Raw genomic sequence first — 16287 nt, 5'->3', positions numbered from 1 at the left:
GTGCAGCATAACCGCCCCGGACTACTGTGTGCACTGTGCTGCATCATAAGATTCAACGCATTGCGAAGCATTCTTGTTCCAGCGGATCTGGTCCGACCGGACAAATACCCAATTATACCGGCGTGGGGCCAAGCCGCAAAACGGGAGGGGGACCCGCGACGAATCGCGAATCCCCTCCCGGCCTGTATGAGGCAGATCCGTGTCAGGACCCAGGCTGTTTCGCGGGTTCCTCGTCGAACAGCCCGCTGCCGCCCGCGCTCGGGTCAGGATTGCTGCCGCCGAGTGCCTGGCCGATGCCCTTGAGTGCCTCACCAATTTCGCTGGGAATGATCCAGAGCTTGTTCGATGATCCCTCTGCGATCTTCGGAAGCGTCTGCAGGTACTGGTAGGCCAACAGCTTCTGGTCGGGGTTGCCCTTGTGGATGGCATCGAAGACCTTCTGGATGGCCTGTGCCTCACCGTCTGCACGGAGGATGGCTGCCTTGGCGTCGCCCTCGGCCGCAAGGATCGATGCTTGCCGCTGGCCCTCGGCCGTGAGGATGGCAGACTGCTTGGTGCCTTCGGCGGTGAGGATCGCAGCGCGGCGGTCGCGCTCGGCCCGCATCTGCTTCTCCATCGAGTCCTGGATGGAGTGGGGCGGGTCAATGGCCTTGAGTTCCACGCGCGAGACGCGGATGCCCCAGCGGCCGGTTGCCTCGTCCAATACGCCGCGCAGCTGGCCGTTGATCTGGTCGCGGGAGGTGAGTGCCTCTTCCAGGTTCAGGCCGCCCACGACGTTACGCAGGGTGGTAGTGGTGAGCTGCTCCACGGCCTGGATGTAGTTGGCAATTTCATACGTGGCGGCGCGCGGATCAGTGACCTGGAAATACACCACGGTGTCGATGGACACCACCAGGTTGTCTTCGGTGATGACCGGCTGCGGTGGAAAGGACACCACCTGCTCCCTGAGGTCCAGGAGCGGCAGGAGCCGATCCACGAACGGGATCAGGATGGTGAGTCCCGGGTTGAGGGTCCGCTGGTATTTGCCGAGCCGTTCAACGACGCCGGCCCTCGCCTGCGGGATGATCCGCACTGAGCGGACCAAAACAATAATCACGAACACGATCAGGACCACCAGCACAATGGCCAAGGCGGCTCCTCCTGCGTTATCCATACGTCTCCTATTCCCCAATTGTTAGGCTGTACTTAGGACTGTGTGGACTGCTCCGGCGGTGGGGAGACAACTGCCGTGGCGCCGTCGATGGCGGAGACCACTGCCTTCTGGCCGGCAGGAAGGACGCCGCCGGCGGACCTGGCGCTCCAGACATCGCCCCCGATCTTGACGAGGCCGCCGGTGGAGCTGACTGCTTCCATCACAAGGGCCTGCTCGCCAATGAGCCGGTCGATGTTGGTGCGCTGGTCGGCGGGTCCCTTTTTCAGGTGGCTTAGTGCCACCGGCCGGACAAAGGCGATCATCAGCAGTGAGACGACGCAGAAGACCACAATCTGCAGCCACAGGTCAGCGCCGGCAAAATCTGCGACCAGCGCGGCAAGTGTTCCGCCGCCGAGCATGATGAAGAACAGGTCAAGGGTGATCATTTCGATCACTGCGAACGCGAGGAAGGCTGTGAGCCAGAGGGCCCACCAGTTTTCGCCGAGCCATTCAAACATTCCGTCCCCCTTGACCTTCCGGTAGCTGTCTAATTATCCTAGTCCGCCGGAAAGCAGGACGGCAGGATGCGTGAAGGGCGTCCGTTGAACGTGGCCAAGTCGTTACGGTGCGGACAGCGCCAGGCGGAAGACCGTGATCCTGAATCGTGCCTCCACCTCGGTGGACACCCCGCCGTTACCGATTTTGGCCGCGATGGCCGCGCGGTCCAAGTGGTGCCCGGCCGGACCCATAAAGACCAGGTCAGCCACCTCGCTGGGCGTAAGTATCATCCGGATATCCAGGTCCCGCGTGGACTCTGCGACGAAGTGCGCCGAGAGGGATTCTGCGAGCCGCGCGTCCTTGTCGTCCTCGATGGACAGCATCCCTGCCTCGGCGGCGACGGCGGCCAAGTGTCCGGCGCGCGGCGTCACCACCACAAGCCTTCCGCCGGGGCGGAGGACCCTGGCGAATTCGGCGGCATTGCGGGGAGCGAAGATCACCGTAATGGCGTCGACGGCGGCATCGGCCACCGGAAGCGGCTGCCACACATCGCAGGCGAGGCTGATGGCCTCGGGGTTGAGGCGCGCGGCGCGCCGAAGCGCGAACTTGGAGATGTCGAGCGCGACGGCGGTGCAACTGCCGGTAGTCCGCTGCACCTCATCCAGCACCACCCTGAGATAGTGGCCAGTACCCGTGCCCGAATCGAGGACAGTGAATGGTTCACCAGGGGTTATCCCGGGCACAACGGCGGCCGCAACAGCGTCTGCCAGGGGACGGTAGTGCCCGCCGTCGAGGAAAGCGAAGCGGGCCGCCACCATCTTGGCGGTGTCGGCTTCAAAGACAGTCCCCTTACCCACCAGCAGGTTGAAGTAGCCCTGCTTCGCCGCATCGAAACTGTGCCCGGACCCGCAGACCAGGGCCTTGCGGGCAGCGTCAGCTGCGCCGCCCTGGGCATTCAGTGCGGCGCCGCACAACGGGCAGCGCAGCGGAGGGCGAGGGCTTGATGGCATACGGACTATCTTAGGGCGGGGAGCGGGCCCCGGCTGCGGCCGCGCCAGTGTTCAGGCCGGGTGTTCGCCTGGGGGAAAGCCGCACGTTAGGCTCACGTGGGTGAAGCCAGAACACCTCCCACTGCTCAATTCCGTCTCCGCGCCGGCCGTTCACCCGGACGGCAGCCGTGCTGTTGTGTCGGTAACCAGGCCGGATTTCAACACTGATTCCTACGTGGGCCAGCTGTGGAACATCCCGCTGAACCACGAACAGCTGCCGCGGCGAATTACCAGGGGCTTTCGGGACACCGCCCCTGCCTTCTCTCCTGACGGGCTGGTCCTCGCCTTCCTCCGGACGGGCGGACCGTCGTCGAAAGCGCAGCTGGTTGTGGTGGAGGCCGGCGGCGGCGAACCCCAAGTCATAACCGACAGGCTGCTCGGAGTGGAGTCCTTCGCCTGGTCTCCCGATTCGCACCGGATAGTCTTCAGCTCCCGCGAGCCCGACCCCGGACGGTACGGCAGCAGCGAAGCCGTCACTGCGGAGGCGGAGGAGCCACGGTTGATCTCCTCCTACCAGTACAGGCTGAACGGCGTTGGCTACACGCGCGACAAACCACAGCAACTGTTCATCGTGGACGTCCCGGAACTTGGTGGCGAGCCGCAGACACCGCCGGCGGCTCCGTCGCTGCCGGCAGCCCGGCAGCTGACATCGCTCGCCACGGACGCCAGCTCCGGGGTTTTCAGTGCCGACGGATCGTCCGTCTACTTTGTTTCAGGACCGCCGGAGAACGACGACGACCTGGCCGCCTTGATCTACAGGGTACCGGTCACGGGCGGCGACCCTGTCCCGATCGATCCGGGAGCAGCCGCATCTCAAAGCGTCACGGAGGTCCGGCAGTCCCGGGACGGCAATTGGCTGTTCTACATTGCCCGGGACCTGGGCGGCTCGGGCCGGGACTTCGTGGCACGTAACGCCGTTTTGTACTGTGTCGCGGCCGACGGCGGCGTGCCGGTTGAGCTGACCGACCCTGATCTGATGGACGTGGCAGCCCCGGGTGCACGGATTGAGCTCCGCGGGCCGGACCGGGCCCTGGTCCTGAACAATGCGCAGGGCACTGTTGAGCTCCTCGAGCTGGGGGCGACGGGCGGGCATGCCCTGCTGGTGCACGGTGACAAGGTGGTGACGGGGGCTGCCTGGGCGGGTGGTTCGCTGCTCGTGGTGTTCAGCGATCCGTCCACCCACGGGGACGTTGCAGTGCTCGACGACGGGCAGTTGCGGCTGCTGACAGACTTTTCGGCCGTTCTGCGGACCCAGTCGGACATTGTGGTTCCGCAGGAACTGACGTTTGCGGCGTCCGATGGGTATCCCGTCCATGGCTGGCTGGTCAGGCCTGCCGGCAAGGGTCCGCACCCGGTCCTGTTGAACATCCATGGCGGGCCCTTCGCCCAGTTCACCGTTGCCCTGTTCGACGAAGCCCAGGTCTACGCGGCAGCCGGGTACGCCGTGCTGATGTGCAATCCACGAGGCTCTGCAGGCTACGGCAGGGACCACGGGCTGGCCATCAAGGGCCGCTTTGGCACCGATGATATGGCGGATGTCCTCGCGTTCCTGGACGGCGCCCTGGCCAAATTTCCGGCGCTGGACGCGGGCCGGCTGGGCATCATGGGCGGCTCGTACGGCGGATACCTGACCGCCTGGACCATAGCGCACCACCACAGGTTCAAGGGAGCCATCGTGGAGCGTGGATTCCTGGACCCTGTCAGTTTCGAGGGCTCGGCCGACATTGGCTGGTACTTCAGCGGCGAATACCTCGGTGGCTCGGCGGTGGAGGTCGCCGCCCAAAGCCCGTTCGAGCACGTGGGCAACGTGCAGACTCCGACGCTGGTCATCCACAGCGAAAACGATCTCAGGTGTCCGCTGGAGCAGGGCCAGCGGTATTTCACGGCCCTGAAGCGGATGGGCGTGGAAGCCCAGCTGCTGGTATTCCCGGGTGAGGACCATGAACTTTCCCGGTCAGGCAGGCCACAGCACCGGCGGCAGAGGTTCGAGCACATCCTGCGATGGTGGGCCAGGCTCCTCCCGACCGACGCGAATCCGGCAGCTGTACCGCATGACGCGTGGGCGTTTTAGGGCTTCCCGGGCAGGAATCCCAAGGCGGCGCGGGCCTTTCCAATCCCCGGCTCGGCCCAGTTAGCGGCGTACTCGGCGTTGGAGCTCAAGGACCTCAACTCGGCACGGTCAACATACAGGGAGCCATGGAGGTGATCGGTCTCGTGCTGCACAATCCTCGCCTGCCACCCCTCGAACTCCCGTTCCGACGCCAGGCCTCCGGGGGCGTCGAACCGGAGCAGCACCCGTTCAGGGCGTACCACCACTGCCTGCAGGCCGCTCAGCGAGAGGCACCCCTCAAAGAACGCCGCGGTTTCCGTTCCGACGGCGGTGCAGTGCGGGTTGATGATGGTGAGGAATTCCAGCGGAGTACGATGCCGCAGTGCAGCGGCCTCTGGGTCGACGTCGTACTGGTCCTTAAGGACAGCCAGCTGCAGCGGGATTCCGAGTTGCGGGGCGGCCAGCCCCACACCAGGGGCCTCATGCATCACTTCGCGCATGAGGGCAATCAACTGGTCCAGCTCGCCGGCGCTGATCTGGCCGTCGAAGGCCGCGGCCCGCTGGCGGAGTACGGGATTCCCGGCCTGGACGATGGGCGGCAGAGATCCTGCGGACAGGATTTCCTGCACCCGTTCCCTCAGCTGTGCAGAAGTGAATGAAGTGGGCGGTGATACGGCGGTCATGCGGAAAGCCTAGCGGCGGACGCCGCACGGCGGCGGCCGCGTCGGCTAATGTCGATGCCATGGCTGAACTGATGGAGTCCGAACCCAACGCGCTGGAACTTGTCCTGGACTTTATCCGGACCCTGGAAGCCGGCGGTGACGGCGGGGCCATCGGGCCGTTCCTCGCTGCGGACTTCGTGCTGGTCGAGGCGCCGCACCTGCTCGCGGCTGAAGGCTCCACCCGGACGCGGGGCCAGGCAATGGCCGGCCTCGATCAAAGCGGCGAAGTAGTGGCGGACCAGAAGTTTGAGATCCGCCGCACTACCTGCGAAGGCGGCCGCGTTGTGGTGGAGGCTGACTGGTCGGCGAGGACGCTGATGGACCTGCGGTACTGGGATGCCGGGGAGACCATTCGGGCCCGAACGTCGTCGGTCTTTGAAGTCCGGGACGGCCTGATCATCAGCCAGGACAGTTACGACTGCTACTTCGTGAACTCCTGACCCGGCGGTGCCCTCCGGCCCGGGGTCACTGCATGGTGAACCGGCGGGCCACCAGCCTGTTGGCGGCCGGAATGCCGGACGCCGCGCTGACTGCGCGGTTCCTCAACGCCAGGAACGACGGCGCCAGCGGGCGTCCCAGCGTCATATTCACTTCGGACTGCCATCGTGCCACCGAGGCGGCTTTCCGACGCCGCGTGGAATAGGCGCGCAGGCGCCGGCCTACCGGTTTCCCGGCCAAGGCAGCACAGATGATCGGTGCGAGTTCCGCGGCGTCCAGCCAGCCAAGGTTCATGCCTTGGCCGCCGATGGGGCTTATTTCATGGGCGGCATCACCGATCAGGACCGCCGGCCCCTCGACCGATCGGCACGCCACCGTGGACCGGGGGCTGAAGCTACTGAGCATGGTGTTGGTGGCCGGGTCCGGCCGGATCCCCGTGCGCTGGTGGACCATCCGCGCCAGCTCGACGGCGTCCGGGACCGGTTCGGGCCGGCGAATCCTCACCACCCAGCGACGGAGACCGCCCGGCAGCGGAAAGGATTCCACTATCCCTTCGGCTTCGAGGTACAGGACGGCTTCGTGCAGATTTTCGCCGGAACCTGCGAAATCACCCATCACGTAGTGGTCGGGATAACTTCGGGACGTGACCTGGATGCCCAGCAGGCTGCGCATCAGGGACCGCGAGCCGTCGGCGGCGACCAAAAGACGTGAGGTAATCCGGCTGCCGGCACCGCCCGCCTTGGTGGCCTCAGCGTGGACGGTGACCAGTCCGCCGTCGTCCGCTATTTCCGTCACCCTGGCGCCCCTGACGAGCGCTGCGCCATCGAGTTCGTGTACCCGCTGCTCCAGCAGGGATTCCGTTGTGAACTGGGGGAGGGACAGGACAAACGGAAAACGCTCCGAGACCGAAGCGAAGGACATTGACCCCACGGTCTTCCCGCCGCTGACTGCAATCCCGCCGCGGATCTGCACGCCGGCACCGACCATGGCGCTGGCCACACCCACTCTGTCCAGTGCCGCGAGGGCGGGGGGATGGATGCCGATGGCCCGCGAGTGAGGTTCCCGGTGGAGCCGCTGTTCAAGGACCCGCACCGTGACGCCGTCCTGCAGCAGCAGGGCGGCGAGATAGAGGCCCACGGGTCCGCCGCCCACGATCACCACGTCAACCATCGGGATGGTCCAGGCGGCGCATGAGGACTTGGTGAAAAGGGGAGTGGCGCGCCACCTGCCAGCCCGGGGGAGCGGCGGCGGTGAGTTCTGCCGGGGTGTAGCTGCGCCTGATCGAGGTCAGGCCGTCTGCACGAATGAACGAGCCGCGGAAGGGGAGGGCCGCCAGGGAGAAAAGTGCATAGGCCGCGATGTTCCGGCGCAGGTCATTGTGCAGGGAAAGCCGGCGCGCCAGGGCCTGCGAATCTGTCAGGAGCTGCACCAGGTCCGCTGGTTGGAGGTGGTGGATGACGTGGTTCGAGATCACGACGTCGAACCGGTGGCCTTCGCGGGCCAGGTCGGCACTGTCCGACTGGCGGAACCGGATGGAGACGTGGTGGGGGCGGCGTGACGAGTAGCTGTATGCCCTGGCGTCCGGGTCAATGCCGGTGACGTCGAGCAGCAGTTTGTCCCGGGCGGACCAGCGGGTGAGCTGCCGTGCCAGGTCACCTCCGCCGCATCCAATGTCGAGGAGCGTGGTTACAGTTTCGTGGGAGAGCAGAGGGCGAAGCTCGCGACAGTACAGCCGCCGCCAGCCGGAGAAGAGCCGGTTCACCAGTCCGAACTGCTGGTACGTGAGCTCCAGTTTGGTGGGGTCGCAGTCCGGCAAGTCCATCATTTCCACGGCGTCCACAGCCCGTTGCCGCATCAGGGACACAGTTCAGGCCAGTGACGAGGCCGCCTCGGGCTGCACCGCCCGTTTCTCGGTGGCGGCCTGGCGGAGTTTGGTAAAGAGCCCGGTTTCCACCGTGAGTCCGGGGCCGAACGCCATGGAGCAGATGCGTTCCTCACCCTCCACCGGTGGCTGCTCCAGGATGTGCCGGAGGACAAACAGCACGGTGGCGCTGCTCATGTTGCCGTAGTCCCGCAGGGTATCCCGTGCCGGAACGAGTTGTTGGTCCGTGAGTTCAAGGCGCGTCTGGACCTTGTCCAGGATGCTCCGGCCGCCGGGATGGATGGCCCAATGGCGGATGTCCCGGTAGGGGAGTCCACGCAACGAGGGATCCCGGGCCAGCAGCGGCGTGAGGGCGCCGATGATGTGATCGTCGATGATGTGGGGGACGTAGTTGCCCAGCACCATCTCAAAGCCGTGGTCGCCGATGTTCCAGGCCATGGATTCCTCGCCCACAGGCGTAAGGACGGTTTCGAAGTGGTCCAGCCGCATCAGGGCAGGTGCGTCCGGATCGTTCCGGGCCGTAATGATGGCTGCCGCCGCGCCGTCGGCGAAAAGTGCCGAACCCATGATGGTGTCCGGATCATTGGATGTCCGTACGTGCAGGGAGCACAGCTCGGCACAGACCACCAGGACCACCGCTTGCGGATCTGCTTCGCAGAAGGATTTGGCGGCCCGCAGTGCCGGAAAGGCGGCATAGCAGCCCATGAATCCGAGGTGATAACGCTGGACGGCCGGGTCCAACCCCAACGCGCGGACGATCTTATAGTCAGGGCCGGGGTTGAAGAACCCGGTGCAGGAGACGGTAATGACGTGGGTTATGTCAAGCACGGAGAGATCCGGGCAGGCGTCCACGGCAGCCTGCGCGGACTCGATGAAAAGCTTGGTGACTTCCCGGGCGAAGATCTCGTTGCGCACCTTGGTGGTGGGGTTCAGGAGCAGGCCCGTGGCGGGATCAAAGAACTGCGGATCGTCCGAGCGGAACGCCATGGTCATTTCTTCGACAGCGGTATGGCGGGTATCGATGGCGGCTGACTCGAAGCAGGTGCTCACCAGCCGTGAGCCCAACCTTGTCAGGCCCGGCTGGGCCGCAAAAACATCACGGGCTTCGGCCTGGACAAGTACAGTCGGCGGAACAGCAGTTTCAAGTGAACGCAGGTAGACCGTCATTGGTTCATTCTTGGCGAGCACGCGGGATTAGACAATGGCCCGGCTGGCGGGCCGCCGGTTCCTATGCCGCCGGCAGGTGTTCCGGACGCAAAAAAGAGGGGGCCGGCGAATTATCGCCGGCCCCCTCCTGGCCTCCGGTTGTATCCGGCGGCCAGTTCCCTGCTACTTACTGCTTCAGGAGCGAGTTGCCATAGCCGGCATCGCACTTGCCGTCATGGATGACACCTGCCCCCGGTGCTACTGCGTAGTTGCTTGCCGGGTTGAAGACGGCGGTCTGGACGTCTGTCACCTAGCTGGCACAGTTACCAGCACCGTCAGCACTCATGCTCTGGCCGCCGATCCACATGTCGATCCAGATGGTCGAGTTGGTGCCGTTGGCATTAACACCCTGGTGACACGGGCCGCCCTGGTGATCGTTGCCGTCGCCGCAGGTGTCTTCGACGATAAAGTAGCGGCGGACGTCCGGAAGGTAGATCTTCGTGCCGGCCGGGAAGTCGAGCACGTCCTCGCCGGTGGCGAGGGTATGCCCCACGGCGATCGTGATTGGGTCGGCGTAGGTGCCGGCGCCCCCGGCAGTCTGGTGCAGTACCGGGTGGCTGATGGCAACCGAGCCCGCCGGCGTGTTGTCATGCCAGGTGTACGCCGTTGTGTACGTGGTGTTGACAATGTGCTCGGAGGACGACGCCGGCTGGACGGGTGCCGGTGCCGGCTTCGGGGCCGCTGCCACTACGGCAGGTACGACGGCGGGCGCGGGAACAGCAACCGGGACTGGGCTCGCTGCCAGCGACTCTACATCTGTTTTTTGGGCGGCCGCGGCATCAGCTTCGGCCTTTGCTGCGGCTGCTGCCTCGGCTTTCTCGGCGGCGGCCCGCTGCGAGGCGCCAACCTCTGCGGACGATTTGTCGGGCTGGGTGCTGGAGCTGGCTTCAACGCCGTCGCCGGCCGAGCCCGAAGACTGAGCCGGTGAGTTTGGGGCGCCGGTGACGGCGCCACAGGCCGATGTGGCGAGTAGAACCGTGAGCATGCCGGCGGCCAGCAGATTATTTCTGCGCATGGAAAATTGCCTCTTCATGGGAGTGCGGAACGGGCATTCCCATGGGAGATGCCCTGCCCGGAGGAGACACGGTCTGCGGAAACGCAATGGCGTTGCCGTCTGGGGACTTACCACACGCAAGAGCATTTGGGGCGATCTTTTCGGCGTGTGCGCCGACCGGTGACCTAAACGTTACCTTGCGCGGCGCGGAACAGGCCAATCCCTGGCGTGTCGCCTCCAGGCGGCTTGAACCGGGGATTTAGCCGTACGAGCGGCACGCCGGACCTGATCTGCGGCAATATCGGACGGAGGCCCGGAATGCCACCGCTTAACGTCGGCTTAACGTTGGCCGCTCCAACCGCTCAAATAACGCCGATAATCTACATTATGTAAGCCTGCGGCCAAGAGGGGTCTCCGATAGGGCTTCCGCTTGTCCTGTCTCAATTTAGTTGGCGAGTTTCGCAACTTACCTGGCCACCTACGGGTTTCTGGGGTTTGTCTCAGTTAATGTGGCCACCATGGATGCTGCACGCGCGCTGAGGTCGATGCCTTCGAACATGACGGACGAGACCCGTGTGCTGGCGCGCCTGGACGGGCGGATGGCGAATGCGCCGCTTTCTGCGGCTCTGGCATCGCTCGCGCTTGAGTCGGCGCTTCCGGTGCGGGCGTTCTTCTCGTGGCCGGGCAAGCGGAACTACGAGGGCATGTGGTGGTCCAGCACGGTGCGGTCCCATGTGGGGTTCGAGAGCCTGCTGGAGCGCGACTTCCCGCTCTCGGCGGACCATGACCGGGACGTCGTTGGGGTCGCGTCCCAGCCGTTCGCGTTCCTGTGGCCGCGCGGGACCGAGGGCGCACGGGGGCACGCGCCCGACTTCTTCGTCCGGCTGCGGGACGGCACGGGCCGGGTCGTCGACGTTAAGCCGGCAGGCCGTGTCCGGTCCGCGGAGCGCCAGTTCGGCCTGACCCGCGAAGCCTGCGAGGCCGCCGGATGGGACTACGAGGTCTTCACCGGAGGTGTGGTGGATCGCCGGTTTGCTGGCTATCGTCGGGTTAGGCGTGTGGCGGTACTTGAGGACGCCCGATGAAGGGCCCGCGTCCTCGGCACCTGTGCAGGAGGCTGGCAGTGCGGATTTCGAGGGTGACCCGGACCTTGTCGCGGGCCGTATGTAAGAGGACCCTCCGCAGAGCAGAGGCCTCCCACGCCAAGAGTGGCGCGGCCGGTCGGTCGGAAAAGCCGGGCTGGCGAGCCTAGGCCAGGCCGCGGGTAGCGTTTTCGGTTGGGGTGGACCTGCGGAGGTCTTCCTCGACCGCGAGTTCGTACCAGGTCTCTGCCTCGAGTGCGGGTGAGGGTGTGTCAAGGTTCCGGTACAGGGCATCGATGAGTTTGCTGAGCTCTTGGGCCGTCAGGGTGGGGAGGACCTTTTCCGGTCCGCGGGGATCGTTGATGAGGTGGGACAGCTGCAGCGTTGTCATCGTGCGGTGTCTCGGATATGGGGACTGCAGTGGATGCTGTTCACTGTGACTCCATCAGAACGCGTTGAGAGGGCTAGGTAGCGTTCCTGAGTGTAAGCCGCGGCCGGGGAGCGCCACAATGGCCCGGGCGGGTGATCGTTCCGGCCTTACGATGGTCTGGTGGCGGGGAGCCGATCGGTCCGCGCTGTTCCTGTGCCGTGAGCTGCGCCGATCGGTGCCAATCCAAAAGGGGGCTTTACAGGGAGCGGGTGTCCCGTACAGCACACTCAAGCAGGTAGAGGTCAGGTCCACAGGGAAGCCAGTTAGCGGCCGGGATGCTGTTGCAGGGTGTGGGCGAGGCGTAGGAATCCGCGCCGGTTTCGATATTGGTTCCTTTGAACGTGAGCCTGTCCAAGATCGCGGCGCACAGGCGCGTGTCGGTGAAGGTCTTCGTCCATCCGAAGAAGGATTCGTTGGTGGCGATCGCCACCGAGGCTTTTTCTTCGCGTTCGGTGAGGACCTGGAAGAGAAGTTCCGCTCCGCGTTTGTCCGGTTCCATGCATCCGAGTTCGCCGATGTAGAGCAGATCCACCCGTCCGTAGCGGGCGATTGTTTTGGCCGGGACCTTTTCGGCCTCTGCCTCGACGAGCTCACAAGCGGCCCTAGCGTCCCGTGCGCGTCTTTTCTTCTTCACGAGGCGTCAGCTTCAGGCCATACCTGGACCCAGTACGAATGTCTGGCGCAGCACAGACAACAGCCCTCGAAGGTACGACGCCGCCAACGATGAGGTAGTGGTACGTCGGCCAGCTGGCCAAGCCGACACCACGGTGGGTTTGTTAGCCTCAGGATCAGCAGAAAGGAAGGCGCTTGATGGCGGGTGAGGTGATCCTGGTTACCGGGGCCACAGGCAATATCGGCCGGGTCGTGGTGGAACAACTGCTGGCTTCTGGGCGAAGAGTCCGTGCGGCCGGCCGCAGCACGGAGTCGGTAAGGCGGATGTTCGGGCAGCGGGTTGAGGCCGTCTCCCTCGATTTCACCGATGAGATGACCTGGCCGGGCGTGTTAGACGGGGTCCGCCAGATGTTTCTGCTGCGCCCGCCGCATCTGGGCAAGCCGAAGACTCAGATCATTCCTGCCCTCGAGTACGCGCGCGCCTGCGGGGTCGAACAGATGGTGTTCCTTTCCCTCCAGGGTGCTGGGAAGAACAAGGCCGTCCCGCACGCCGCCATCGAAGCATGGCTCCGCGCCTCCGGTGCCTCCTGGACGTTCGTGCGGGCCTCCTTCTTCCACCAAAACCTCTCAACCACCCACCTGACCGACATCCGCGACCGCGACGAGATCGTGGTTCCAGCCGGCCGCGGCGCGACCGCGTTCGTTGACGGCGAAGACGTCGGCGCCGTCGTCGCCGCAGCGCTGCTGGATCCCGCCGCGCACCGGGACACCGCGTGGACTGTGACCGGGAACGAAGCGCTAACGTACGAACAGATCGCTCAGATCCTGACTGACGAGCTCGGCCGCCCCATCCGGTATGCCCGGCCCGGCATCTTCCGCTACCTCCGGCACGCCCGCCGGACCCTGGGAATGCCCTGGGGCATGGTCATCGTCACGGCCGCCATCTACACCACAGCCCGGCTCGGGCTGGCTGGCAGCCTGACCGACACCGTGCACCACGTACTGGGCCGGGACCCGATCAGCTTCGCCGAATTCGCCCACCGGGAACGCGAAACCTGGAACCCCACCCTCACCGGCAAGGAAACCCCATGAGAATTGCACTGCTCGGAGCCACCGGACGAACCGGCGGCCCTGTCCTCACCGCAGCCGTGGCGCGCGGCCACCAGGTGACCGCTCTCGCCCGCAACCCCGAAAGCCTCGTGAGCCTCCGCAGCGAAGACGTCACCCTGGTCGAGGGCGACGTCCACGACCCGGAAACCCTCGCCCGCGTCATCAAAGGCGCCGACGCCGTGATCTCGGCAGTGGGCGCCCGGGGCCGCAACCAGGAGCTGCATACCATTCTCGCCAGGAACACCATCACGGCGATTAAAACCACGGGCGTCAGCCGGTTCGTCGGCGTCAGTGTGGGCGGCCTCGATGTCCCCGGCGACCAAAAAGGCCCACGGGACCGGTTCATAGAAGCCCTGGCACGGACCCTCGCAGGAGCAGCATCGGCTGACAGGAAACGCGAGTACCAGGCCTGGCATTCCAGCGGACTGCAGTGGACGCTGATCCGGTCCCCCGCCTCGTCGACGGCGAAACCAGCACACCACCCGTCATCGACCCACACACCCCGCCCCACGGAACGGCGTTGCACCGGGCAGCACTGGCGACACTCCTGTTGGACTTTGCAACCACACACCAATACACGCAGCAGGCACCCTTCGCGGCCGACAGCTAACATCCGGCCGGTGGCCGAGATCAGGAACTGTGCCAGCACGCTCTGCCAGTGGAGGCTTCTGCCACCGGGCAGTGAATATCCGCGAAGGAGACTGAAACCGGCCGGCGCATGAGCATTCTCCCTGCTCTTGCACCGCCTTACAGCGGCGGGCGTACGCAACTGATCAGCCGCTACACATCGGCCCGTACCGGATGTGCTGCCTGGTAGCCTTCGACATTGTCACCAGTACGGCGACAATGAGTGCCGGACGATTCCGGGGTGGCTGCGCTAGTGCCGTGCCCCTGGCCGGGCTCTCAGCACGGCGTAATATCCGGGGATCAGGCTGGCGCCCGCCGCTGAGGTCATAGGGTTTGTCTGGATGGTCGTGGGCCCGTCATCCGCCAGTTCCCAGGCTTCCTGCGGCATCACCGTCGCGCGTTCTGAAGGGCCGAAGTGGCCGGGCATGGGCAGCTCACGGATGGCTCGTTCAAGCGGTGCAGGGATGGCCCGCGTTGTGGCACCCAGATGTGCCACGTACTCCACAGGATTCTTCCGGAAATTGGTTTCGACCAGGAACACGGTGCCGCGGGTTCCGACGATTTCCCGCAGATTCGCAACCAGGGCCGCCTGGCCTACGCTGTCCAGAACGTGGAGTACCCCGCGGATGAAGACGTTGGCGTCGGTTGAGCCGGTCAGGCCGGAGCCGGCCCCCGGTGCCGTCATGTCGCGGGCCAAGTAGCTGATGTTTTCCATTCCGGCGGATTCGGCCGTTGCCCGCGCCACGGCATGGGCGGAGACATCAACTCCCAGGACCTGGGGAAAGAATGCGGCCAGTGCCCGGGTGAAGCTGCCGTGGCCGCACCCAATATCCACCACCGGAAGCTCAGGGTCCAGGTGGCGCTGCAGGATCTCCTGGTAGCCCATGAGTTCCTGGTCGTTCCCGGCGTCCCACAGGACCTCACCTTGGGCGCCTGTGTGGTCGATTCCGGCCCAGTACCTATCCCAGGCCACGTTCCGATTCTTGGGCGCGGCGCGGGACAGGCTGATGAGCCTGGGGATCATCAGGTACTTCTGCAGGACGGAGCGCAGGACTCTTACTCGGGAGGACATCATCCAAATATATGTCCGCGGCGGGACTGCGCCCGTGGGGCCCCGCCCCGGCCGGCGAAGGCTACGGCGGCCGCCCCAAGTACAGCCGTCACCCCCGGGAGCCGGTGTGAAGGCAGGATTCGGGCCGCGACTCCCGCGAGCCCCCAGGCCACAGCCAAGGGATAGCCCAAGGACACCGGCCGCCACCAGGCCACCGCGGCCACGGCCCCGACCACACCTGTCAGCGCCACCGCACTCCAAGCCTCCGGGCCAGGCCACGGGGCTTTCACCCCAATGGTGATCAGGATTTCCGTGGTGGCCGCAACCGAAGCCAACGTGATCCACCCAGCGAACAATCCCAACGGCGCCCGCACCAGCCACCGCCCGCCCACCGAGGCTCGTTCCATCTCGTCCACCGGTGCCGCCTGCAGATATGCCCGGCCGGCAGCCGCGGCAGTGGCCGCATTCAGAGGGAACTGCAACACCGGGATGTCCTGTACCCACACCCACGTCCCGGACAGTCCTACCGCTGACGCTGTCGCCCATCCTGTGCGGCGCAGCACCGGGTCCTGCCGCCGGGACGGCAGAATCTGATAAATGGCATGACTCAGCACGCCAGCATAGATCGGCGCCCAAATAGCGAAAGAGTAATCAGCGGGCAGCACCAGACTCGGACTCCGGGCGGCACTCCCGTAGTCGCCGGAGATCCCGGCAAGAAATCCCCCGCCCAACGCCGCCGCCACGGCGACCTGCCGCACCGCATCACGGTCAACCATCGCAGACCCGCTTTCGCCGCTCGTGCCTTCCAGTATGCCCCCGGTGCCCGGGGCTCTCAACAACCCACCGGGATTACCTGGTCCAGAAAGGACCGTATTCGCTACAAACCAGCCGACTTGTCAGTTTCAGAAGTCGTCTGCACTGGCTCCTGCGGAAGTACGGGACTGGTGCAGGCGACTCCGGACACGGAAGCACTCGAAGTCGTCTGCACCGGCCGTCGTTTTGTTCGAAGTCGCGTGCACCAACCGATCCGGACGCTGGGGCCGTTCTCTTAGGCGTTCTGCTGGTGCTCGGCGGTCAGCGTTTCTGGGGGCCGGGGCGGCAGGTGACGGTAGAGGCTGGAGCGGGTGATACCCGTAGCTTTGACGATCTCGGAGATGGACACATCCTCCTGGTCGCGAAGGTGTGCGGCGTAGGGCTAGTTTCGCTGGATCGACCACGCTGGCCGGCCGATCCTTTTCCCTTAGCACCAGCAACGGCACGGGCGTGGGCTGCGCGTTCGCGGGCCCGGGAAGCCGTTTTCAGCGGTCCAGGGGCGCTGCCGCGCCGTGGGGGTCGAAAATAGGGGGCGGCCGGCTTACCGGCTGTAGCCTGACGGCGGGGACGGTTGCATGATGTTAACGTCTG

Annotated in this window: 18 protein-coding genes and 1 pseudogene; 5 read left to right on the top strand and 14 right to left on the bottom strand. The window is 65.3% G+C overall.

What is annotated here, in order from left to right; genetic code table 11:
• Positions 1–202: 202 nt before the first annotated feature.
• From AC50YA_RS17970 to AC50YA_RS17960, 3 genes are all read right to left on the bottom strand, one after another.
• Entirely contained in the window at positions 203–1153 is a 951-nt protein-coding gene (locus AC50YA_RS17970; protein WP_494983588.1) for an SPFH domain-containing protein, read from the bottom strand.
• Positions 1154–1185: 32 nt separating this feature from the next.
• Entirely contained in the window at positions 1186–1650 is a 465-nt protein-coding gene (locus AC50YA_RS17965; protein WP_494983587.1) for an NfeD family protein, read from the bottom strand.
• A gap of 102 nt (positions 1651–1752) precedes the next feature.
• Complete coding sequence (locus AC50YA_RS17960; RefSeq protein ID WP_494983586.1) at positions 1753–2640, bottom strand: methyltransferase domain-containing protein; 888 nt, start codon at positions 2638–2640, stop codon at positions 1753–1755.
• Between the two features lie 100 nt (positions 2641–2740).
• Between AC50YA_RS17960 and AC50YA_RS17955 the strand changes: the two genes are divergently transcribed.
• Positions 2741–4750: a S9 family peptidase gene (locus tag AC50YA_RS17955; RefSeq protein ID WP_494983585.1), complete on the top strand. Its 2010-nt coding sequence runs from the start codon at positions 2741–2743 to the stop codon at positions 4748–4750.
• On the opposite strand, the gene AC50YA_RS17950 is transcribed toward AC50YA_RS17955, so the two are convergent.
• On the bottom strand, positions 4747–5412 hold the full coding sequence (locus tag AC50YA_RS17950) for a peptide deformylase (RefSeq protein ID WP_494983584.1): 666 nt from the start codon (positions 5410–5412) through the stop codon (positions 4747–4749). The two genes, AC50YA_RS17955 and AC50YA_RS17950, sit on opposite strands and share 4 nt — an antisense overlap.
• Positions 5413–5471: 59 nt before the next feature.
• Between AC50YA_RS17950 and AC50YA_RS17945 the strand changes: the two genes are divergently transcribed.
• Positions 5472–5891, top strand: coding sequence for a nuclear transport factor 2 family protein (locus AC50YA_RS17945; RefSeq protein WP_494983583.1), 420 nt, complete (start codon positions 5472–5474; stop codon positions 5889–5891).
• Between the two features lie 25 nt (positions 5892–5916).
• Here the strand turns inward: AC50YA_RS17945 and AC50YA_RS17940 are convergent, their stop codons facing one another.
• From AC50YA_RS17940 to AC50YA_RS17920, 5 genes are all read right to left on the bottom strand, one after another.
• A complete protein-coding gene (locus tag AC50YA_RS17940) occupies positions 5917–7059 on the bottom strand; it encodes an FAD-dependent oxidoreductase (RefSeq protein WP_494983582.1) in 1143 nt (380 codons plus the stop codon).
• Complete coding sequence (locus tag AC50YA_RS17935; RefSeq protein WP_494983581.1) at positions 7052–7744, bottom strand: class I SAM-dependent methyltransferase; 693 nt, start codon at positions 7742–7744, stop codon at positions 7052–7054. The genes AC50YA_RS17940 and AC50YA_RS17935 overlap by 8 nt, the downstream gene beginning before the upstream one ends.
• Before the next feature lie 12 nt (positions 7745–7756).
• Positions 7757–8938 (bottom strand): type III polyketide synthase, encoded by a 1182-nt coding sequence (locus tag AC50YA_RS17930; protein ID WP_494983580.1) that lies wholly within the window; start codon positions 8936–8938, stop codon positions 7757–7759.
• 166 nt (positions 8939–9104) lie between these two features.
• Complete coding sequence (locus tag AC50YA_RS17925) at positions 9105–9227, bottom strand: hypothetical protein (protein ID WP_494983579.1); 123 nt, start codon at positions 9225–9227, stop codon at positions 9105–9107.
• Positions 9228–9992 carry a hypothetical protein gene (locus AC50YA_RS17920; RefSeq protein WP_494983578.1) on the bottom strand — a complete coding sequence of 255 codons (765 nt, stop codon included), beginning with the start codon at positions 9990–9992 and terminating at the stop codon, positions 9228–9230.
• A gap of 497 nt (positions 9993–10489) precedes the next feature.
• Here AC50YA_RS17920 and AC50YA_RS17915 point away from each other — a divergent pair, with 497 nt between their 5' ends.
• Entirely contained in the window at positions 10490–11056 is a 567-nt protein-coding gene (locus AC50YA_RS17915; protein WP_494983577.1) for a TnsA-like heteromeric transposase endonuclease subunit, read from the top strand.
• Between the two features lie 163 nt (positions 11057–11219).
• Here the strand turns inward: AC50YA_RS17915 and AC50YA_RS17910 are convergent, their stop codons facing one another.
• Positions 11220–11444 carry a hypothetical protein gene (locus tag AC50YA_RS17910; RefSeq protein ID WP_494983576.1) on the bottom strand — a complete coding sequence of 75 codons (225 nt, stop codon included), beginning with the start codon at positions 11442–11444 and terminating at the stop codon, positions 11220–11222.
• A gap of 302 nt (positions 11445–11746) precedes the next feature.
• Positions 11747–12087, bottom strand: a pseudogene (locus AC50YA_RS17905) (ATP-binding protein); the annotation flags it as partial.
• A 206-nt stretch (positions 12088–12293) separates the two neighbouring features.
• On the opposite strand from AC50YA_RS17905, the gene AC50YA_RS17900 reads away from it, so the two are divergent.
• The gene (locus AC50YA_RS17900) at positions 12294–13187 is read left to right on the top strand and encodes an NmrA family NAD(P)-binding protein (RefSeq protein ID WP_494983575.1); all 894 of its coding nucleotides are present in this window, start codon (positions 12294–12296) and stop codon (positions 13185–13187) included.
• On the top strand, positions 13184–13927 hold the full coding sequence (locus AC50YA_RS17895) for an NAD(P)-dependent oxidoreductase (RefSeq protein WP_494983574.1): 744 nt from the start codon (positions 13184–13186) through the stop codon (positions 13925–13927). Before AC50YA_RS17900 ends, AC50YA_RS17895 begins: the two co-directional genes overlap by 4 nt.
• 155 nt (positions 13928–14082) lie before the next feature.
• On the opposite strand, the gene AC50YA_RS17890 is transcribed toward AC50YA_RS17895, so the two are convergent.
• The 3 genes from AC50YA_RS17890 to AC50YA_RS17880 all read right to left on the bottom strand — a co-directional run bounded on the left by AC50YA_RS17890 (position 14083) and on the right by AC50YA_RS17880 (position 16045).
• Positions 14083–14904, bottom strand: coding sequence for a class I SAM-dependent methyltransferase (locus AC50YA_RS17890; RefSeq protein WP_494983573.1), 822 nt, complete (start codon positions 14902–14904; stop codon positions 14083–14085).
• Positions 14904–15659 (bottom strand): TspO-related membrane protein, encoded by a 756-nt coding sequence (locus AC50YA_RS17885; RefSeq protein ID WP_494983572.1) that lies wholly within the window; start codon positions 15657–15659, stop codon positions 14904–14906. The genes AC50YA_RS17890 and AC50YA_RS17885 overlap by 1 nt, the downstream gene beginning before the upstream one ends.
• 272 nt (positions 15660–15931) lie before the next feature.
• Positions 15932–16045 carry a helix-turn-helix domain-containing protein gene (locus tag AC50YA_RS17880; RefSeq protein ID WP_494983571.1) on the bottom strand — a complete coding sequence of 38 codons (114 nt, stop codon included), beginning with the start codon at positions 16043–16045 and terminating at the stop codon, positions 15932–15934.
• Positions 16046–16287: the final 242 nt, after the last annotated feature.

The organism is Pseudarthrobacter sp. RHLT3-21 (assembly GCF_059383495.1).
The sequence above is the reverse complement of the archived record's forward strand: the minus strand, read 5'-3'. Positions and strand labels throughout refer to the sequence as shown.